Genomic DNA, 20,343 nt, shown 5'->3' with positions numbered 1-20,343 from the left:
TCATGAAAAAGAATATTTTATTTCTGGCAGGAGCTATTTTACTGTTCTTTAGCAGTTTTGCCCAACAAAATGACTTGCAATTTTGGAGGGCTTATGACCAAAGAGGAATCAATGTATTTGAAACAGGAAAGGCTGATACGGTAGCCTTTGATGGACTAAAAGTAAGGATAGGGGGGGCATTTACCCAGCAATTTCAGTCCATAAGCCATGAAAACTCGGCAACTTCCATTTTAAATGACAATGGAGTCAACATTAATCAGTTGATGGACATTGGGACGGGTTTTAACCTGGCCACAGCTAACCTAAATATAGATGTTGCTTTGGCTGATGGAATTAGATTGAATTTGATTACTTACCTTTCCTCTAGACACCACCCTGAAACCTGGGTAAAAGGGGGATACTTGCAATTTGATAAACTTACTTTCCTTAATAGTGCAGCCTTTGATAAATTAATGGAAAAGGTGACCATCAAGGTTGGACATATGGAGGTAAATTATGGTGATTCCCATTTCAGAAGATCTGACAATGGCAATGCCTTCTACAATCCATTTATTGGAAACTATATTATGGATGCTTTTGCCACTGAAATTGGTGCAGAAGTGATTTATCAAAACAATGGATTCATCGGTGTGGCCTCCATGACTGGGGGAGAAATTCAAGGCGGAATAACCAACCCAAGCAAAAGGAAACCTTCCTTTATTGGTAAACTGGGTTATGACAAAACATTGGACAATGACCTTCGACTCAGAATGACCGGTTCCGTTTACACCACTGCTGGTTCGGTGAACAATACCCTTTGGGCGGGTGATAGGTCTGGATCCCGTTATTATTTAGTCATGTCGAATACAATGGCTTCTACTTCTGATTCTTTTACCTCAGGGCGTTTTAACCCAGGGATGCGTGATAACGTGACTGCTATGGTATTGAATCCTTTTGTGGCCTACCGTGGATTGGAGCTTTTTGGTACCCTGGAACAATCCAAAGGCAAAGCAGCGAATGAAAGTGTAGACCGAACCTGGAATCAGGTAGGCATTGATGCTGTTTATCGTTTTGGGTCCAGGGATAACTATTACCTGGCAGGTCGCTACAATCAAGTAGGGGGTGAAATGCCCGATGGATTGGAACCTAGCATTTCTCGAGTACAAATTGGTGGTGGTTGGTTTATCACCAAAAATATTCTAGCGAAACTGGAATATGTCAGTCAAAATTATCAGGATTTTGCTCCTACTGACATCCGTAATGGAGGTTCATTTAATGGGTTAATGATTGAAGGAGTAATTGGTTTTTAACAAATAGAATTCAGGACTATGCGTATCGCACTGCTACTTGGCTGTTGTTTTTTCTTGATAGGGGCTTTTGAAAAAAATGCCTTGATTATCGATCAAACAGAAATCATAGTGAAAGGAAAAACATCCATTGGAAGTTTTGAATGTAGCTATGAAAGCCAAAGGGAGGGTGATACGCTTTTTTTTGATAACAAGTCCGCAGAAATTACTTCACTAGATTTTGAAATCCCGGTTAGCGCATTCGGATGTGGAAATTTTTTACTGAATAGTGATTTTAAGAAAACCCTTAAAGCTGAGGAATATCCTATGTGCCTGGTTTCCGTAAATAATTTGCAAAGAGGTTCGCAAGCTATTTTTGGAGACATTTATTTGCAAATGGCTGGGAAAGAACTCTTTTTAGAAGGAGAAACTTTTTACAAATTGAAAGATAGATTACAGGGTACCCTACATCTTTCTACTGAGGAACTGGGCTTGGATGCCACAAGCCGCTTAGGGGGTCTTGTAAAAGTGGAAGAAACAATTGACTTGGAAATCAATCTGTATTTGGAGGGATCCTGATTGATATTGACTTTTATATTGGGTTATATTGCAACAGTGACCGGGCGGAGCCGGAGCAAGCCCAAAATAGTGCGACACTTTAACGGTGGCTGAGCGAATCCGAAGCCATCGATCAATTGAACCATTCAATATTCCCTTAACTATATAGTACTTTTTAGTATCCAACTTTCAAGTTCGATCAAATTTGCACTTAAGGCCAATATCCTTCCAGAATTTTGGTATTCTTTATACCTTAATGGCGAGCTGTTTTTATAAAAATCTTAACTTTACAAGGAGGCTATCATATCAGTGTTTTGATTAGGCTTATACAATTGCTAAATCCCTGACGGATTAGTAAATAACTATTATAGATATACCCATCATTCCAATGAAAATAATTTCCCTGATACTTACTCTTTTTTGGTTTGCTTCATCTACTGAAGATTTTCGCGCCACTCATGTTTTTATGGTTGGGGATTCTACCATGGCGAACAAACCCGAACACAATCTGCCTGAATATGGCTGGGGACAGGTTTTAAATCATTTTTTCACCGATGCTATCGTTGTGGACAACCACGCGAAAAATGGAAGAAGCTCCAAAAGTTTTATTGACGAAGGATCTTGGGAAAAGGTGATTACTCAAGTGCAGAAAGGTGATTACGTGATCATACAATTCGGTCATAATGACCAGAAATCGGATACAGCAAGATATACCGGGCCTTTTGATACCTATCAAGATAACCTTAAAAGATTTATAAATGAAACAAAGGAAAAAGGGGGCATTCCCATTCTTTGCACTTCTATAGTCCGTAGGCTTTTCAATGAGAATGGCACGTTGAAAGATTCCCATGGGGATTATTTGACAGGGGTAAAGCAGGTAGCCAATGAAACAGGTGCGTATTTTATAGACATGGAGGCCAAAACGAAAAAAATGGTGGAAAGTATGGGGCCGGAAAAATCTAAACAACTGTACTTATTCTTTGAATCTGGAATTTACCCGCACCGGCCAGAAGGTAAAGAGGACAATACCCATTTGTCGCAACTAGGAGCCTTTACTATAGCTGGTTTGGCGGTAGAGGAAATGAAAGCATTGGGCATACCTTTGGTTAAACAATTGGTGGAAAAGTAAGCCATTGACCATCAAACTCACAAAAGACAAGTGATTGGCATTGTAAAGTGCAAGCATTATTGGTTTCACGATCACCCTAATTAAGGCAAATAAATGGAAGAATTAACTTGGGATGACTTTATGCAGGTTGAAATGAGAGTAGGTACAATCCTCTCCGCTGAAACGTTCAAGGAAGCAAGGAACCCAGCTTATAAATTAACAATTGATTTTGGAGAACATGGCCTAAAGAAAACTTCTGCCCAAATTACAAAACTGTATAAACCACATGATTTAATTGGCCGACAGGTGATTGCTGTAGTAAATTTCCCGCCCAAGCAAATCGCAAATATCATGAGTGAATGTTTGATTCTAGGTGGGCTTGGTGAAAATAAGGAAGTAACTTTAATTCAACCGGATAGTGCCATCAAGAACGGAACCCGAATTGGATAGCACATTCAATAATGAAAACCTGAAAAAGGAAGTCTTATCTAGTATCCTCAATACTCTTTGCTTTCAAAAACCAATACATCAAAAAAGAAATCATTAAGAATGAAAAACCTATTTTTATCAATAGCCCTTATGGGTATTACTTTGTCTCTATCCTGTTGTAATCAAAAGGAAATAACCATTAAGAAAGAAGTTTCTCAGGAGGTTATGGAGCAAATTTTTGAAGAGGTAAAAACGCCATATAAACATGGGATAGTTTTTCAGCATCCGGATACAAGTAAAATGATTGATTCACCAACCATCTTTCGACAAGATGAAGTTTGGTACATGACCTATATTGTTTTCGATGGTCAGGGATATGAGACTTGGTTGGCAGAAAGTAAGGATCTACTACAATGGGAGTCAAAAGGGAAGATAATGTCATTTACAGAAAATACCTGGGATGCCAATCAAAAAGCTGGCTATGTTTCGCTTGTCAATACGGAATGGGGAGGAGATTATAGTGTGGAAAAGTTTGAGGATCAATACTGGATGAGCTATTTGGGAGGTAATTCGACTGGTTATGAATCTGGAACACTGAAAATAGGCATGGCAAACACCACAGCATTGACAGCTACAGAAGAATGGAAAACAAATGATCGCCCTCTTTTATCGCCAGAGGATGAGGATGTTCGTTGGTTTGAAAACAAAACAATATACAAAAGCCTGGTGATTCGGGACAATGAAAAGCATACGGGACATCCTTTCGTCATGTATTACAATGCCAAAGGTGATACCGCTAACTATGAGAGTATAGGAATGGCTGTTTCTGATGACATGTTATCCTGGAAACGCTTTGGTGAGGACCCTGTCATTACAAGAGGCAATGGCATTTGTGGAGACGCCCAAATTGCAAAGTTCAATGATATTTATATCATGTTTTATTTTGGGGCCTTTTGGAAACCTGGTGCTTTTGAAAGGTTTGCCTGCTCTTACGATTTAATCAACTGGACCGACTGGGAAGGGGAAGACCTAATAGCTCCATCAGAAGATTTTGACGAAAAGTATGCCCATAAGCCTTGGGTGATAAAATGGGATGGTATTGTTTATCATTTTTACAATGCAGTGGGTAGCCAAGGTAGAGTAATTGCCTTGGCCACTTCAGGAGATTTAAAAAAGAATTAAGCAGGATAAGGTGAGGTTATTCAGGAAATTTGATTGAGCTAAACTTATTTAGTGAAATCGGACCCTGCTTTTAAGACATAACCACCATTCAAAGAGAATGCTATATTTGCAGTAGTAAAAGCGTTAAGAAAATGGCTTAACTCAAACAATGGGATTCACTCAATCTCAATATTTTTTATTTATCACTAGGGGGTAATAGGCATTCGGTTGTCATTAGATAAACAAAAGAAACTTATCTTATGAAAACTGGAGTATTTGGCCTGTTTATTTTTGCCGCTTTTTTAATAGTGAATGCAGTTTCTGCACAAAGCCCTAATCAAACAATAAGAGGGAGAGTTGTGGATACTGACAGCAAAAGTGCTATTCCTTTTGCAAATATCACGATAGACAATTCTAATCCATTAATTGGAGTGACCTCTGATATTGATGGAAATTTTAAAATTGAGAATGTAGCGGTAGGACGTATTACCCTGGCAGTTTCTAGTTTGGGCTATGAAAGGGTAACCGTTCCAAATATTTTACTGATATCCGGTAAGGAGACTGTGTTAAACATAGAGATGAAAGAATCCTTTCAGCAATTGGATCAGGTGGAAATTAGGGCTTACAAAAGAGGTGAATCTACCAATGAGATGGCGATAAGTTCCACCAAGCAACTTTCCATTGAAGAATCGAAGCGGCATGCAGGAGCGATTAGTGATCCGGCAAGGCTTGTGTCTTCCTTTGCGGGAATAATCAATGAAGGTTCTGGAAACAATGACATCATCGTGCGAGGAAATAACCCTCGTTTTATACAGTGGAGATTGGAAGACATTGAAATCCCTAACCCAAATCATTTTGCCATTGAGGGATTGACAGGCGGCCCTATCAATGCGCTGAACAGCCAAATGTTGGCCAATTCAGAGTTTTATTCAGGTGCTTTTGCTTCTCAATACGGCAATGCATTATCGGGTATTTTTGACATGAAACTCAGAAAAGGAAATGATGAAAAACAGGAATATAGTTTCTCATTAGGCGTTCTGGGCTTGGATTTTACAGCCGAAGGACCCATCAGTAAAAAGAACAAAAGCAGCTATTTGGTAAACTATCGTTACTCCACTCTTTCCTTATTGGATGACGTAGGCTTAGTGGACTTTGGTGGTGTGCCTAGGTATCAGGATTTAAGTTTTAAGTTCTATTTTCCAACCGAAAAAGCGGGAATCTTCACCTTGTTTGGATTAGGGGGAGCAAGTAAAATAGGTTTTGTCACCACGGACGAGGAAGACGAAGAGATCATCCTGGAGGATGGTTCCCAACACAGTCAACTGGCTGTTACAGGGCTCAAGCATTTTATTCCTTTGGGTAGCAATACCTACTTAAAATCGATTGTCTCTTATGGCTTTAATGGGAGTGAATTGATCGAAAAAAGGCCCTATGAAGAGGAAATATTAAAAGAATTTTATAACGCTGGGTTGAACAACCAAACGTCTCGGGTATTGTCCACATTACACCATAAAATTAATTCCAAGCACAATTTTCAAGTAGGGCTAATGTATGCACATAGCAATTTTGATTTTGAAAATAGCTATTTCAGCATTCCTGAAAACCAATATTTAAAAGGCCAGGAGAATAAAGGCGCTGCTGATTTTAGTGAGGGTTATTTCAGCTGGAAATGGAGGATTTCAGAATTGCTAACTGCGGTAAATGGGGTGCATGTTTCCAAAAGTAGCTTGAATGACAAGGTTTATCTGGAACCTAGGTTGGCTTTGAAATACCAATTGGATGAAACACAAAATATAAATGCCGCTTTTGGCTTACATAGTAAAATGGCATCTCTACCAAATCATTATGCGCTGGTTTATCAGCCCAATGGCAATTATGCTATGCCCAACAAACATTTGGAGTTGATGCAGGCTTCCCACTATGTCTTGGGCTATGAGAATTTATTAAATAGCAACTTGTTTTTAAAGGTTGAAGCCTACTACCAGCATTTGTATAACATCCCAGTTGAGGACAAAGTAGGGAGTCTCTATTCTTTAATCAATCAGGATGACTATTTTGTAGACAAAGCCATGGTGAATGAAGGGGAGGGAAAGAATATTGGTTTAGAAGTTACCCTGGAGCGGTATTTTAGCAATCAATATTATTTCCTGTTTACAACTTCCCTTTATGATTCACAATACAAAGCCAAAGGTGGTGACTGGAAAAATTCGAGATACAATGGGAATTATGTAGGTAACTTTCTGTTTGGAAAGGAATTTACTGTGGGGCGAAAAAATTCCAATGACAAAACCATTGGAATAAACTCAAGAGTTACCCTATTGGGAGGTCGAAGGTATACTTCTATTGATTTGGAGGAATCCAGAGTACAGGAAAAGCAAGTGGAGAATGAAGGTCAATACCTGGGGAACAAGGCAAATGATGTATTTTACCTTAATATAGCAGTAAGTTATCGTGTGAATAAACAAAAGCTAAGCCATGAGGTCAAGTTGGATATTCAAAACCTGACCAACAACAAAACCACGATTGATTATTTCTACAACAACGTGAAAAAAGAAATCGATGAAATACCTCAGCTTTCCATGTTTCCAGTAATGAGTTACACGGTCCATTTTTAACCTATAGCTAAAGCTTTTGAAATAGGTCTATTTTTTGTCCCCTTTGTTGCCATTCAGTGCGACAAAGGGGACAAATTTTCTTTGGATCTTTACTACTTCACCAACTTGGCCTTAACAGGAGATTTTAAACTCTTATCGATATTTTCAATGACCTCCTGATTGGCTTTTCCATTGGGTACATAATACCTGAATTTGCTCTTATAACTGGCGCCTGGAGCAATATAGAACTCCCCATCCACCATAGGGGCATATACCCAATAAGGCATAGAAGGGTGAACCCGGATGGCTTGCGGATACCTGAAATTGTCAGGAAATCCAAATACGGTGACACCGACAGTTTTATTGTCAACTTGGCCTGAAGCAGTTACCCAAGAAGCATGAGTATGATTGGCACTTTCATTCGTATGGCCCTCAGAGGTGAGAATTTTCCAAGTATTGGTAAAGTTGATGCTGTCTACATTGTTCCACTCTTTACTTCCTCTGAATCCCATTCCTCCATAATGGTATTCCAAAATGAAAAGCGTGTCGGTACTGGTATTTGTTTGTTCTGAAAATAAATCAAATAGGAAATAGTCCTCTGTTGGGTAAACCATAATTGTCCATTTTTCTCCAAGAACTTCCCCATCCTTAAGACTTAGATGACGCAATTGACTTTCGATAACTGCTGCACTCACTCCCGCCTCAGCGGTATTCAAACTTACATGTTCCACCGTACCAGTTTCGGAATGTTGATTCCAGAAGTCTACTTTTTCCCCTTTGAATTTTGTGTTTACCCAAGCATTGAAAATAGCATGGTGGTGGGTATGTCCTGCGGGAAATGCATCGGTTAGGATTTGCCCAGTCGGACTGTAAAGGGGATGAATCATGCCACTTCTCTTGTAATAGTCTGGCAAACCATTGGGAGGATTGGCTACTGCTGTTTGGTAAAAAAGAACTTGTTTGTCATCTGATAGGACTTCGACCCCTTCTGCTGTCTGATTAACCGTTACCCTACCTTTTTCATTACCTGTTGACTCCCTCAATTCAAATACAGCATTTGTCTCAGCGGGCATTTGGTCAATAAATACCATTAGGTCTCCTGAGGGGAGCACCTGGCCTGGATAACTTTTATCACTTGCTTCATTTTTAAGCAAGTAGTCACCGGCTAATGCCAGGTCCTTATCTAAGGGAATTGTCAAAGGGTAATTCTCCCTCTTAATGCCATCCGCATTTAATTCAAGGTTTAAAATCGGGGCTGATGAGCAGGCGGTTAACCAAACAAGCACAACAGGGAGGAGAAATAATCGAAAAGTCATATTTTCAGTGGAATAAATCGAGATAATTAGAAAAATAAATATCGTTAGGAATGGACATTTATCCAACTATTAATTGATCAGGCAGGGTATGTTTTTATGGAAGGCGATAGGTTTTTATTGATATTAGGGTGTTTTTTTACGTTCTTTATATGAATTTAAAAGCCGGATTATACAGTGAAACGTCCTGATGTTTCGTAGGAAGAATAGATTGTCTATTGCATATTCCGGGTTAACCCTTACAGAATATAATTAGTACAGATGAAAATTTTAAAGCCCTTTTTAGTATTGTCATTATTGTTCCTTATTCAGTCGGTAGGTTATTCCCAGGATAAGCTTGAAGAATTGGTACCCTTAGACGATAAGGTACGCACAGGACATTTGGAAAATGGGCTGAAATACTTTATTCAATACAACCCAAAACCTGAAAATAAGCTAGAACTCCGCCTGGCCATAAAGGCAGGTGCCATGCAGGAAAATGAGAACCAGTTAGGGCTGGCGCATTTTGTAGAACACATGGCTTTCAATGGATCTGAGCATTTTGAAAAAAATGAACTAATCAGTTACCTGCAATCCATAGGGGTTGCCTTTGGGAGTGACCTTAATGCCTATACAAGTTTTGATGAGACAGTGTACATGTTGCCGATTCCTACAGATGAGGAAGAAAAGCTGAACAATGGTTTTCAAGTAATGCGGGATTGGGCAGGAGGACTCTTACTGAAAGCTGAGGATATAGATGCGGAGCGGGGGATTGTAGTGGAGGAATGGAGAACCGGCCAAGGTGTAAGTCAACGCTTAAGAGATGCTTACCTGCCTGTATTGCTTCACGAAAGTCGCTATGCAGAACGCATGCCCATAGGTAAAATGGAGATTATTAGGAATGCAGCAGATTCGCTAGTCAGACAGTTTTATCAGGATTGGTACCGACCAGATCTTATGGCTGTCGTTGCAGTAGGAGATGTGGATCCCGACATGGTAGAGGAACTGATCAGAGAATACTTTTCAGATTTGAAAAACCCTGTAAATGCAAGAACCCGAGAGTATTACAATGTCCCAGCCCACAAAGAAAATTTTGTAATAATCATTACAGATGAGGAAGCACCAGGCATACAGGTGCAGCTCTATTACAAGCAGGAGGCCAGACCATCCAATACCTATAAAGACTATAAAGGCAGAATCCTTAGAACGATGTTTGGTGGTATGATCACACAAAGGTTGGATGAGATCAGGCAAAAAGCCGATGCCCCTTTTATCTTTGCTGGTGCCAGGTATGGTAATCTGGTGAAACCGCTGGATTTCTTCACCATTTCCGGAGTTGTAGGCCCTGGAAAACTCAAAGATGGGCTTTTGTCTTTTCTTACAGAAAACCAAAGGGTTGTTCAGCATGGCTTCACACAAAGTGAACTGGATAGGGTCAAACGTTCTTTATTAAATAGTTCAGAAAAGTCTTATAAGGAAATGGACAAAGTGGAGTCCAGGGCTTTAGTCGGCAGATATGTTTCAAATTTCCTCAACAATAGCTTTGCTGATGGCCCTGAAAGCAGGTTTGATTTTTATCAGGAGATCATCCCAAAAATAACCCTCGAAGAAGTAAATGGCATAGCCAGTAAACTGATCAAGAAAGAGAACATTGTCCTAATTGTAACGGCACCGGAAAAAGACAAAGAAACCTTAACGGATGAAGCTGAACTTTTGGCTTTATTGGAAAATGCTGACGCAATCGAAACTACTGCTTATAAAGAAGACTTGGTAAGAGAAGAGTTGATGCTGACCAAGCCCAATTCAGGGGAGGTGATGAATGTGTCCCACAATGAAGAGGTGGATGTTACGACCGTGTTGCTAAGCAATGGGATGAAGGTTTATTTTAAGCCTACAGACTTTAAAAATGATGAAATAATTTTCACTGCCAGTAGCGAGGGAGGAACTTCCTTGTATTCACTGGAGGACCACTACAGTGCGAATTATGCTGGCACAGCAATAAACATAATGGGTATAGGTGATTTTACACCTTCCCAACTTAAAAAGGTATTGGCCGGAAAAAATGTTCAGGTAACGCCCAATATTAGTACTTATTCGGAGAGTATCTCAGGAGCCACAACGCCCGGAGATTTCGAAATGGCCTTGCAACTGATTCATTTGTATTTTACTTCACCAAGATTGGACAAATCACTTTGGGAGGTGTTTTTAGCGAATCAGAAAAACCAATTGGAAAGTGCCAGTGTAAATCCTGATTTTCAGTTCAATAAACGAGTAAACGAAATAATCAGTAATGGTAATCCTAGAGGGAGAGGTATATATACTGCTGAACAGTTGGATTCCATAGACCTGAGCGAAAGCCTAGAAATCTATGAGGAAAGGTTTGCCAATGCAGCTGACTTTAACTTGCTCTTCACAGGCAATATTGATATGGAGAAAATGCTTCCTTTGGTAGCCCAATATTTAGGGAGTTTGCCAGGGGATTCTACGGAGATAGAAGAATTTATCGATTTGGGTTTAACTCCTCCTCAAGATAGAAAAGAAACCATTAAGGTGGGAGTGGACGAAAAAAGTCAGGTGATATTATATTTCAGTGGTGAAACAACTTACGATTTGAAAAAATCCCAGCAGCTCTCCTATTTGGGAGAGATTCTAACCATTAAATTAATAGAAACATTAAGGGAAGAAATTGGAGGTGTGTATGGTGTAGGGGCAAGAGGAAGTTTAAGCAGAGTGCCGGAAGAAAGGTTTAACTTCTCCATTTCATTTCCTTGCGGGCCTGAATCAGTCGATAAGTTAAAAGCAGCTGTTTGGGAGCAAATTCAGAAAATTCAAGAGGAAGGACCTGAGGAAGCTGATCTGGAAAAAGTTAGGGAAACCAAGCGCCTGGATCTGGAAGAAAACCTAAAACGCAATGGCTTTTGGCATGGACAGTTAAATGCTGCTATAAATGGGGGGCTCCCTTTAAATACAGTATTAGGAGCAGAGGGCCGTGTACTTGGTGTCACTGCTTCAGAAGTTAAACAGGCTGCCAATGAATTTTTGCAAAAGCCATATCTATTGGAAATCACCAGGTACCCTGCCAATTTCGAAGAATAATAGAAGCAAGGTAATTATGCTTTAATCCAAACCCAAATACGCTGAAAAGTAACATTCATCAGCAATATAAACTTATCGAAGGTGGTGAAATCAAGTAAGCTGTCTAAGGCCTTTTCAGAAAAGCAATTTGTTTTATCAAAATGTTATTTTTCATCAAGAATTGACAATTAACAATTAACAATTATAAAAACCCCAATGATCAATTTTCTAATAACGCTAATCTCTTTTTATTTCGCTGATGCTAGTCAGATTAAAGACAATATTCCATTGAATTTAGCTACAGAGCAAGACCTATTCCTAGCGGGAGAAGGGGGCTACCATACCTATCGTATTCCTTCACTCATTGTAGCTGCAGATGGCTCTGTCTTGGCATTTGTTGAAGGGAGAAAAGCTGGAAGTTCAGACACTGGAGACATAGATGTCTTAATGAAGAAATCTACAGATGGTGGGCATACATGGTCCAAGCAGAAAGTATTATGGGATAAAGGAGAAACTGTTTGTGGAAATCCAAATCCTGTGTTGGATGAAACCACTGGAGACATCCACCTATTACTCACTTGGAATAGGGGAGATGACCATGAAGGAGACATAATTGCCAAAAAAAGCAATGATACCCGCAGGGTATTTGTGATGAAATCCACTAATAATGGAGATAGCTGGTCGGAGCCTTCAGACATTACTGAAACCACCAAGGATCCATCTTGGGGTTGGTATGCAACTGGTCCTGGTATGGGAATACAAATCAAACATGGCCCGATAAAGGCCGCTTGGTGATTCCGGCCAATCACAGTTATGATGATCCATGGGGAGGTAAGGGGAGGTCCTTATGAGTATGGGGCTCATGTAATCTTTAGTGATGATCATGGCGTTACTTGGGAACTTGGAGGTACGATAAAGCCCAAAATGAATGAAAGCCAGCTGATAGAAATGGCAGATGGAAATGGTACCCTATTAATGAACATGAGGTCTTATTTGGGCAAAAATAGGAGAGTATTGTCTGTTAGCAAAGACGGTGGTGTTTCCTGGTCTGATCCTGTGGAGGCAAGCGCTTTAATTGAGCCGGTTTGTCAGGCAGCTTTTTTAAGGTATTCCTGGCCAGGGAATAAGACTGGAGACCTTGTTTTATTTTCCAATCCGGCAAGCACAAAAAGAGAGAATATGACTGTCAAACTGAGTAGGGACAGTGGCAGAACCTGGACCGCATCAAAAGTTCTCAATGAAGGCCCTTCCGCTTATTCGGCTTTGGCAGCTTTGCCCAATGGAGAAATTCTTTGCCTATATGAAAAAGGAGAAAAAAATCCTTACCAAAAATTAGTATTGGCACGCTTGTCTATAGATGACATGCGATAAATGGACATAAAGAACAAAACCACTCCCCGCATATTGGCAGGGAGTGGTTTTATATTTTAACCTGAATTAAAAGACTTTAATAAGTAACGTTAGGCAGCTAACTGACAGCAAAGCCAATTTTTTTTTTCCTTTTAGGAATTAGTGAGAAAAAATTACTCAATAAACAATTGTTCGATAAAAACTGGTCTTGGAATTTCTATGTTTTTACCGGTAGCTTCAAGCATTCCAGTTTTGTGGTCTACATTGAAAACAGCAATATTGTCTGTTTCCATATTGGCTACAAAAACAAAATCACCTTTTTCATCTACCTTGAAATTTCTAGGGTGTTTGCCACCTGAAGGAACATGTCCCTGGGTTTCTAGTAAGCCGTTGCTTTGGTCTACTTTGTAGACCACTAGATTGTCCTGACCGCGGTTACTTGCATACAACCATTGACCATCCTTTGAGAAATGGATGTCTGCTCCCGCATTGTAATCACTGTGAAGTTTGTCATTTAGCATGTCGATCCGACCAATGGGACTTAGATCGCCATTGGTCTCATCCAAGCTGTAAACACTTACTGTATTGCTCAACTCCTCTAAGGAATAAGCATAGGGAAGGCTAGGGTGGAATACGAAATGCCTGGGACCTGCACCTGGTGAGGTTTGAACAATCACAGGATTCTCGTCAACCGAACCATTGGCCTTATTAACCTTGTATTTTAAAATCTGATCAATTCCTAAATCCGAAGCGTATACCCATTGACCATCTGTGGATGGAATCATGGCATGCATATGGGCGGTTGTTTGGTTGGCATGAACACTTTTACCTGTATGTTGAATAAATGATGCCGCTTCACTTATACCTCCATTTTCCAGGATTTTAAATGTGGACAAATTCCCTCCCTTATAATGAGACAGGAACACAACATTTCCTGTGGGGTCTACGCTAATATGGCAGGGACTGGCCCCTACGGAGGAAACTTCATTGATTTTAGTGAGTTTACCCGTACCTGAAGCAATGGAATAAGCGACCACCGTTCCTGCTTCATCCTTGGCATCTTTACCTTCCCTATATGCAGCATATAAAAACTTCTTGTTGGGGTGCAAGGCCAGAAAGGTAGGACTTTCTTTGTCATGGACCGTCTGTACGGTAGTGGTGGTCAGATTTTCTCTGTCAAATTCAAGTACATATATGCCTTCACTATTGTTTTGGCTATAGGTACCGACGTAGATAATTTCTTTGGATTTTTGGGCCATAAGGAAGTGGGGAAAACTAAATAAAACAAGCAATAAAACAATACCGACTTGTCTTACCCACCTGGTAGTTGACAAGTTATCAATTTCGTACTTCATCTTCGAATATAATATTAAACCCGGACTAATCAATAAGAATTGTGGTTCCCTTTAACCTCCCTACCAAGAAATTCCTCCAATATCAGGACAATAGGATAGGATTACCCACCTCAATGGATTATTTTAATTGTTGTCTTAGCACCTGGTTGATTTTAATAAACACATCAGAGTTTTCATAGATCCCACGGAAAAGGGCTGCCTTTGGGCCATAAGCAAAAATAGGAACCATGATGGCGGTATGGTCTTCAGTAGAAAATTCAAGTTCAACCTTATGGCTTTTCATATTGCCTTGAGGAAGAGTGATTCCGCCTGTTTCATGATCAGCAGTGATAATTACCAATGTTCTCCCATTCTGGTCAGCAAATCGGAGCGCTTCAGCTATTGCCTGGTCAAAATCTATCCCTTCTTCTATTACTGTTTGACTGTCGTTGATATGTCCTCCTGAATCGATAAAAGCACCTTCTACCATAAGGAAAAAAGGCTTGTTTTTGGCCGATAAAAACTGAAGACTAGCCTTGGTAGCTGCACTCAGGTAACCTTCTCTACCATTCATAACTTTAGGCAATTCGTCTGCTGAAGCAAAAAAACCAGCTCTTTCTGAATGGCTTTTTGCCAATTCTTCTAGTGAACTGGTTAAATGAAAACCAGCTTTTTTGAGATTTAAGGTTTCATCCTCTTCAAACTTTGTAAAATCATTCTTTCCAGCCCCAATAAATAGATTTAAGGGACTTCTGGACAGGTCACTGGCAATTTCTTTGGTCATGTCCCTTTCTGTCCTGTGTGCGTAGAATGCCGCTGGGGTAGCTCCAGTTAAATTGTCTGTAGTTACGATGCCTGTAACAAAACCCTGGCTACTCAATACCTCAGGTAAATTTTTTGCAGGACTGCCATCAGGAAGTGCTCCCACACTTCTGTTCTTAACCTTGTTGCCAGTAGCCAAAGCCGTACCGGCTGCAGCAGAATCCGTTGTGAAATCATCTTCGGATTGGGTTTTGAGCAGTCCAATATTTTTGAGCTGCGTTAGGGTTAACTCATTTCCATTGCCATACATGGCAGCGGATATTTGGGCAAGCCCATTTCCATCACCTATTAAGAGGATGACATTGTCTACAGGACCGCTGATTCCATCTTTTTCAAAGGTTGGCTTGTAGATCTTGCTTACCTCAGGGGTTTTATAATAGCGGTCATTTAAATTGCTTAAATAGGCATTGGCCGCATAAGGATGATCGGTATTGATAAAATCTACTCCTAATTCACTCAAAGCCTTCCAGGATGTTTTGCTGTCTGGCGTAGCCCAAAAACGGAACGGTTTCCCTAAACCGTGTACAAGTTCAAGAACAGCCTTTATCCTTTCGATGTCTTCATCTACAAGCCTACCTTTTCCATTCCATTGCGAAAAGTTTTTGAAGCTTAAACTAAAAAGTTCAATTTTTTCCAATGGTAAATTGGAAGTCTCTTTTATACTTTGATAGTCAAAAAATACTGGGAAAGGGTAATTGTTATAGTCCGCTACTTTTGGTCGGTTTCCAGAAATAACAATTTTAACAAATGGATTGTCCTGATCTTCCCACAGCATTCCATAAGGTTTTATAGCTTCTAACACCTTGTCTAATGTGGAATAAGCTTCTGTTTTAATGTCAACAAGAAGAATAATTGGTTTTTGTGTTCCTATGCCAAGATTTTTGGCTTTCAGCATAGGATCTAAATATAGGGAGCTCAAGGTTTGTCCTTCCTTTATACTATCTTTCTCATGTGCTACATATAAAGTGCCATTCTGAAGGATTACATCTGCTTCTATGGATGCCGCATCATTGGCATAAGCCTCCCAAAAAGGTGCCTTGTGTAGGTAATCATTATGGCTGTGTATTTTACCTTCTTGCCCAAAGCTTGCTATTGGGGTCAATACTATTAAGATATAGCCTATAATAACCCTTAAAATTGTCTTTTGCTTTTTTGAATGCATCGTAGGGATGGTTTTGAAAATTTCATGCTAAATTATAATTTATGAACCGATTTAAGGTTTAAAGTTGGCTTTATTTTTAGTTTTGGGAGTGTTTCTGACCTTGGAATTGTTGTTAAGAATTTTTTTTTCAGATAAAACCATATTTTTTTAAAATTAATATCACTTTGGTATAAAACTTGTAACATATCATACATAGCATTTTAGTAAAAAGTGCTAAGCTTTTAAATTTTAAACCACAATTATAAAGACATTATGAAATCAGCGAAAATAATTTTAGGGACATTGGCAGGAGTTGCAATAGGGGTACAAATTGGATTGTTGATTGCACCTGAAAAAGGCAAAACAACAAGAAAAAAACTATCTCAGAAAGGCGAAGGTTATTTGAAAGATATCAATGGACAATTTGACCATTTTGTAAAAGGAATGAACGAAAAATTGGACAAAATGAATAAAAATATAGCCTCTGTAGCCGAGGAAACAAAGAGTAAAGGAAAAAGCTTGATTGCAGAAGCGAAAGAGAAAACCAAGTAAATTTTTTTATTGTTATGAGGCCAATGGATAACATTGGCCTTTTTTTTATTTAAATTTTAATCATATGAATTTACAAAACACAACAGCCCTTATTACGGGTGGAAACACAGGAATTGGATTTGGCATTGCGCAAGCATTGGTAGCCGAAGGTGTAAATGTGGCGATTACCAGCCGGTCTTTAAATCGGGCTGAAGAAGCTGCAGTAAAAATCCGAAAAATGGATAAATCCAAAGGGAAAATAATGGCTTTGGAGATGGATGTAAAGGATTTTAATGCCCAAAAAGAGGTGGTTGCCAAAGTGCTTAAGGAATGGGGTAAATTGGATTACTTTGTAGCAAATGCAGGAGTTGGTCATTTTGCACCCATACAAGATTTAAGTCCCGAACAGTGGCAAGATACGATTGACACTAACTTAACGGGGGTGTTTTATGGTATAAAAGCTTCTGTTGAAGCTTTGAAAGCAACAAAAGGTTTCTTTTTGACGATTTCAAGTTTGGCAGGCACAAACTTTTTCGCTGGTGGATCTGCCTATAATGCCAGTAAGTTTGGATTGACTGGATTTACTCAGGCCGTGATGCTGGATTTAAGGCAAGATGGAATACGCGTAAGTACAATAATGCCAGGTTCAGTAGCTACTGGCTTTAACGACCACAAGGTGGATGATAGTGATGCCTGGAAAATTCAAAAAGAAGACATTGGAGAAATGGTTGTAGGACTGTTTAAACTTGACGCTAGAACGCTTCCTAGTAAAATTGAAGTTAGGCCATCCCAAACACCAAAGAAATAGTTTTTTGATGTTATCAAGATTCGACCCATTTCTGTGTCAAATTGGATGGCTGAAAGCTTTATACAAAATTTCACATTTAATTACATTAAGATACCGGCTAATTTTCTATAATGGCCGGTATTTTTATGTTGCTTACATTTTTTTAGTTCCGTTCATGAAATAATGCCGATTATTTCATGATTAAAATATATAGGGTAATTCATTGAATTATAGTGTATTACCTGTTGTTTTCACATTGCTACTTGTCCTGCCGTCCATTCAGATAGCCTTTAATATGTATTTCATGTAAAATCAATCCCGACTTTTTTAAATTTTTTAGTAAATTGTTTGATTAGATTTTAATAGGCCAAATTAAAATCGCAAAATAAGTCAACAATTTATTTTAAGTATTACATACAATTTATGGACACATTGATTAAACGAAGAGATTTTATGGGAAAAGCTGCAGTGGCTGGACTTGGCCTTGGATTGGCCACGTCAACCCTTTCATTTGGCGCCCCATCTGTTAAACGAAACAAAAGTGTTGGAATAATAGGACTTGACACCTCGCACAGTATTGCGTTTGCCAAAGCCTTTAATGCTTCAGATGCTGCTTCAGATTTGGGTGGTTATAAGGTTGTTGCTGCCTATCCTCATGGTAGTAAGGACATTGCAACATCTGTAGAAAGAATACCTGGTTACATAGAGGACGTTAAAAAGCTTGGTGTTGAAATTGTGGACTCTATAGCTTCCCTTCTTGATAAAGTAGATGTAATCTTATTGGAAACAAATGATGGCAGACTTCACTTAGAGCAAGCATTGGAAGTTTTTAAATCAGGTAAAACAGTATTTATCGACAAACCGATAGCGGCTTCTTTGCCAGATGCAATCGCAATATTTGCTGCTGCTAAAAAATACAATGTGCCGGTTTTCTCCAGTAGTTCTTTAAGATTTATGGAGAATGCAGTTGCTGTAAGAAACGGTGAAATTGGTGAGGTGTTTGGTGCAGATGCATTTAGCCCAGCTAAATATGAAGTTACTCATCCGGATTTATTTTGGTATGGAATACATGGTGTGGAAACACTTTATAGCTTGATGGGGTCTGGTTGTAAAACTGTCCAAAGAACGTATACTGAAGGAGCTGATGTAGTAGTAGGCACTTGGGAAGGTGGAAAAATCGGAACTTTCAGAGGAACCAGGTCAGGTAAAGGTGGCTATGGTGGAAAAGCTTTTGGTGAAACAGGTATCCTGGACATGGGTGGCTATGGTGGCTATCGTCCCTTATTGGTAGAAATCGCCAAATTTTTCGACACCGGAATATCACCTGTTAGCGAAGAGGAAACCATTGAGATTTTCGCCTTTATGCAGGCTGCTGATGAGAGCAAGAAAATGAATGGACGATCTGTTTCCCTCGAGGCTGTTTTGGCCAAAGGAAAAAGAGATGCCTTAAAAATTAAAATTTAAATAATTACCATTCAATATGAAAAATAGTAGAAGAACTTTTGTGAAAAAGGCTATCGCTGGAGCAACATTCGCTACAGTGGGAGGGATGCTACCTGGTATGTCTGCAAAGAGTTATGGAAAGATCATTGGTGCGAATGACCGTATCAATGTAGCAAGTATGGGAGTAGTAAGCAGGGGCCATGCTGTTGGAACCAACTTTGCTAGCCAGAAGCAATGCGATGTAATTTATAGCTGTGATGTAGACATAAGGGCAGCGGAAAAATTTGCTGGATCTGTTTATGATATTCAAGGCAGAAGGCCAAAAATTGAAAAGGATATAAGAAAGGTCCTTGAAGACAAAGATGTTGATGCCTTGATCGTAACCGCTCCTGATCACTGGCATGCACCCGCAGCCATTTTGGGCTTGAAAGCCGGGAAACATGTATATGTAGAAAAACCTTGTGCGCACAATCCTCATGAAGGAGAATTGCTAATGGCAGCTCAAAAGAAATACAATAAAGTCGTTCAGGTAGGTAACCAAAGACGTTCCTGGCCAAATGTAATTAAAGGAATTGAAGAGCTTCACAACGGGGTTATCGGAAGACCTTATATGGCAAAAACCTGGTACGCTAACAACAGAGCACCCATCGGTAACGGTAAGCAAGTTCCAGTTCCTGAATGGTTGGACTTTGAATTATGGCAGGGACCAGCTCCTAGAGAAGCCTATAGAGACAATTTAATCCATTATAACTGGCATTGGTTTTGGAACTGGGGAACTGGTGAAGCACTAAACAATGGTACCCACATGGTGGATCTTGCGCGTTGGGGATTACAAGTAGAATACCCTAACAAAGTAAACTCTTCAGGTGGAAGATACAGGTACAATGACGATTGGCAAACTCCTGATACGCAAATTATCAATATGGAATTTGACAACAAATCCATGATCACCTGGGAAGGTAGAAGCTGTAACGGAAAGAAAATTGAGAGCGGAAATGTAGGTACTTTGTTTTATGGCGAAGAAGGAAGCCTATTGATTGAAGGAGGAAATTCTTACAAGATTTTCAACCTTAAAGATGAATTGGTTAAAGAGGTTAAAAATGATCAAGTAATTGACCCTACCAATACCTCTAATCCTGCGCAAGCTTTGGATGCACTTCACATTCAAAACTTTTTTGATGGGATTACAAATGGAATAGAAGTGAGATCCGAAATTGTAGGTGCTCACCAAAGTACTTTGCTATTGCAGTTGGGTAATATCTCTCAGCGTATCGGTAGGACCTTACATGTAGATTCTTCAAATGGTAATATTAAATACGATCCAAAAGCAATGGAGCTTTGGAAAAGAGAATATGAGCCAGGATGGGAGCCAACAGTTTAATACTGGTATTTAATCAAACAGTAAGGCCAAACCATATTGGTTTGGCCTTTTTACCAATTAATCACCTAAATT

Annotated in this window: 14 protein-coding genes and 1 pseudogene; 12 read left to right on the top strand and 3 right to left on the bottom strand. The window is 39.5% G+C overall.

Annotated features, from left to right (window positions below; genetic code table 11):
- Positions 1–2 precede the first annotated feature (2 nt).
- The 6 genes from AC0L7T_RS17160 (at position 3) to AC0L7T_RS17135 (ending at position 7,136) form a co-directional block, all read left to right on the top strand.
- Positions 3–1,289, top strand: a complete 1,287-nt coding sequence (locus AC0L7T_RS17160; RefSeq protein ID WP_473336904.1) for a hypothetical protein — start codon at positions 3–5, stop codon at positions 1,287–1,289.
- A gap of 18 nt (positions 1,290–1,307) precedes the next feature.
- The gene (locus tag AC0L7T_RS17155) at positions 1,308–1,844 is read left to right on the top strand and encodes a hypothetical protein (RefSeq protein WP_473336902.1); all 537 of its coding nucleotides are present in this window, start codon (positions 1,308–1,310) and stop codon (positions 1,842–1,844) included.
- Between the two features lie 367 nt (positions 1,845–2,211).
- The gene (locus AC0L7T_RS17150; RefSeq protein WP_473336901.1) at positions 2,212–2,952 is read left to right on the top strand and encodes a rhamnogalacturonan acetylesterase; all 741 of its coding nucleotides are present in this window, start codon (positions 2,212–2,214) and stop codon (positions 2,950–2,952) included.
- A 93-nt stretch (positions 2,953–3,045) separates the two neighbouring features.
- Positions 3,046–3,381: a tRNA-binding protein gene (locus AC0L7T_RS17145; protein ID WP_473336899.1), complete on the top strand. Its 336-nt coding sequence runs from the start codon at positions 3,046–3,048 to the stop codon at positions 3,379–3,381.
- 129 nt (positions 3,382–3,510) lie between these two features.
- Positions 3,511–4,542 carry a glycoside hydrolase family protein gene (locus AC0L7T_RS17140; protein ID WP_473343378.1) on the top strand — a complete coding sequence of 344 codons (1,032 nt, stop codon included), beginning with the start codon at positions 3,511–3,513 and terminating at the stop codon, positions 4,540–4,542.
- A 239-nt stretch (positions 4,543–4,781) separates the two neighbouring features.
- Positions 4,782–7,136: a TonB-dependent receptor gene (locus tag AC0L7T_RS17135; protein WP_473336898.1), complete on the top strand. Its 2,355-nt coding sequence runs from the start codon at positions 4,782–4,784 to the stop codon at positions 7,134–7,136.
- 92 nt (positions 7,137–7,228) lie between these two features.
- On the opposite strand, the gene AC0L7T_RS17130 is transcribed toward AC0L7T_RS17135, so the two are convergent.
- Positions 7,229–8,431: a DUF6807 domain-containing protein gene (locus tag AC0L7T_RS17130; RefSeq protein ID WP_473336896.1), complete on the bottom strand. Its 1,203-nt coding sequence runs from the start codon at positions 8,429–8,431 to the stop codon at positions 7,229–7,231.
- A 258-nt stretch (positions 8,432–8,689) separates the two neighbouring features.
- Between AC0L7T_RS17130 and AC0L7T_RS17125 the strand changes: the two genes are divergently transcribed.
- Both AC0L7T_RS17125 and AC0L7T_RS17120 read left to right on the top strand, forming a co-directional pair.
- Positions 8,690–11,503 carry a M16 family metallopeptidase gene (locus tag AC0L7T_RS17125; RefSeq protein ID WP_473336894.1) on the top strand — a complete coding sequence of 938 codons (2,814 nt, stop codon included), beginning with the start codon at positions 8,690–8,692 and terminating at the stop codon, positions 11,501–11,503.
- A gap of 195 nt (positions 11,504–11,698) precedes the next feature.
- Positions 11,699–12,853: pseudogene (locus AC0L7T_RS17120) on the top strand (sialidase family protein).
- Positions 12,854–13,005: 152 nt separating this feature from the next.
- Here the strand turns inward: AC0L7T_RS17120 and AC0L7T_RS17115 are convergent.
- Both AC0L7T_RS17115 and AC0L7T_RS17110 read right to left on the bottom strand, forming a co-directional pair.
- Positions 13,006–14,187: a lactonase family protein gene (locus tag AC0L7T_RS17115; protein ID WP_473336893.1), complete on the bottom strand. Its 1,182-nt coding sequence runs from the start codon at positions 14,185–14,187 to the stop codon at positions 13,006–13,008.
- A 118-nt stretch (positions 14,188–14,305) separates the two neighbouring features.
- Positions 14,306–16,150 (bottom strand): alkaline phosphatase, encoded by a 1,845-nt coding sequence (locus tag AC0L7T_RS17110; RefSeq protein WP_473336891.1) that lies wholly within the window; start codon positions 16,148–16,150, stop codon positions 14,306–14,308.
- Between the two features lie 252 nt (positions 16,151–16,402).
- On the opposite strand from AC0L7T_RS17110, the gene AC0L7T_RS17105 reads away from it, so the two are divergent.
- The 4 genes from AC0L7T_RS17105 to AC0L7T_RS17090 all read left to right on the top strand — a co-directional run bounded on the left by AC0L7T_RS17105 (position 16,403) and on the right by AC0L7T_RS17090 (position 20,271).
- Positions 16,403–16,681, top strand: a complete 279-nt coding sequence (locus tag AC0L7T_RS17105; protein ID WP_473336890.1) for a YtxH domain-containing protein — start codon at positions 16,403–16,405, stop codon at positions 16,679–16,681.
- 64 nt (positions 16,682–16,745) lie between these two features.
- Complete coding sequence (locus AC0L7T_RS17100) at positions 16,746–17,468, top strand: SDR family oxidoreductase (protein ID WP_473336887.1); 723 nt, start codon at positions 16,746–16,748, stop codon at positions 17,466–17,468.
- A gap of 402 nt (positions 17,469–17,870) precedes the next feature.
- Positions 17,871–18,911: a Gfo/Idh/MocA family protein gene (locus AC0L7T_RS17095; RefSeq protein WP_473336885.1), complete on the top strand. Its 1,041-nt coding sequence runs from the start codon at positions 17,871–17,873 to the stop codon at positions 18,909–18,911.
- 16 nt (positions 18,912–18,927) lie between these two features.
- Positions 18,928–20,271, top strand: coding sequence for a Gfo/Idh/MocA family protein (locus tag AC0L7T_RS17090; RefSeq protein WP_473336884.1), 1,344 nt, complete (start codon positions 18,928–18,930; stop codon positions 20,269–20,271).
- Positions 20,272–20,343: the final 72 nt, after the last annotated feature.

The sequence above is a fragment of the Cyclobacterium sp. 10D3-21 genome (genome assembly GCF_055809755.1).
This window is presented reverse-complemented; position numbering and strand designations above follow the sequence as displayed.

Bases quoted from the DNA above. Each gene is read 5' to 3' on its own strand.
- AC0L7T_RS17160 (WP_473336904.1), top strand. From the start codon at position 3: ATGAAAAAGAATATTTTATTTCTGGCAGGAGCTATTTTACTGTTCTTT.
- AC0L7T_RS17155 (WP_473336902.1), top strand. From the start codon at position 1,308: ATGCGTATCGCACTGCTACTTGGCTGTTGTTTTTTCTTGATAGGGGCT.
- AC0L7T_RS17150 (WP_473336901.1), top strand. From the start codon at position 2,212: ATGAAAATAATTTCCCTGATACTTACTCTTTTTTGGTTTGCTTCATCT.
- AC0L7T_RS17145 (WP_473336899.1), top strand. From the start codon at position 3,046: ATGGAAGAATTAACTTGGGATGACTTTATGCAGGTTGAAATGAGAGTA.
- AC0L7T_RS17140 (WP_473343378.1), top strand. From the start codon at position 3,511: ATGGGTATTACTTTGTCTCTATCCTGTTGTAATCAAAAGGAAATAACC.
- AC0L7T_RS17135 (WP_473336898.1), top strand. From the start codon at position 4,782: ATGAAAACTGGAGTATTTGGCCTGTTTATTTTTGCCGCTTTTTTAATA.
- AC0L7T_RS17130 (WP_473336896.1), bottom strand. From the start codon at position 8,431: ATGACTTTTCGATTATTTCTCCTCCCTGTTGTGCTTGTTTGGTTAACC.
- AC0L7T_RS17125 (WP_473336894.1), top strand. From the start codon at position 8,690: ATGAAAATTTTAAAGCCCTTTTTAGTATTGTCATTATTGTTCCTTATT.
- AC0L7T_RS17115 (WP_473336893.1), bottom strand. From the start codon at position 14,187: ATGAAGTACGAAATTGATAACTTGTCAACTACCAGGTGGGTAAGACAA.
- AC0L7T_RS17110 (WP_473336891.1), bottom strand. From the start codon at position 16,150: ATGCATTCAAAAAAGCAAAAGACAATTTTAAGGGTTATTATAGGCTAT.
- AC0L7T_RS17105 (WP_473336890.1), top strand. From the start codon at position 16,403: ATGAAATCAGCGAAAATAATTTTAGGGACATTGGCAGGAGTTGCAATA.
- AC0L7T_RS17100 (WP_473336887.1), top strand. From the start codon at position 16,746: ATGAATTTACAAAACACAACAGCCCTTATTACGGGTGGAAACACAGGA.
- AC0L7T_RS17095 (WP_473336885.1), top strand. From the start codon at position 17,871: ATGGACACATTGATTAAACGAAGAGATTTTATGGGAAAAGCTGCAGTG.
- AC0L7T_RS17090 (WP_473336884.1), top strand. From the start codon at position 18,928: ATGAAAAATAGTAGAAGAACTTTTGTGAAAAAGGCTATCGCTGGAGCA.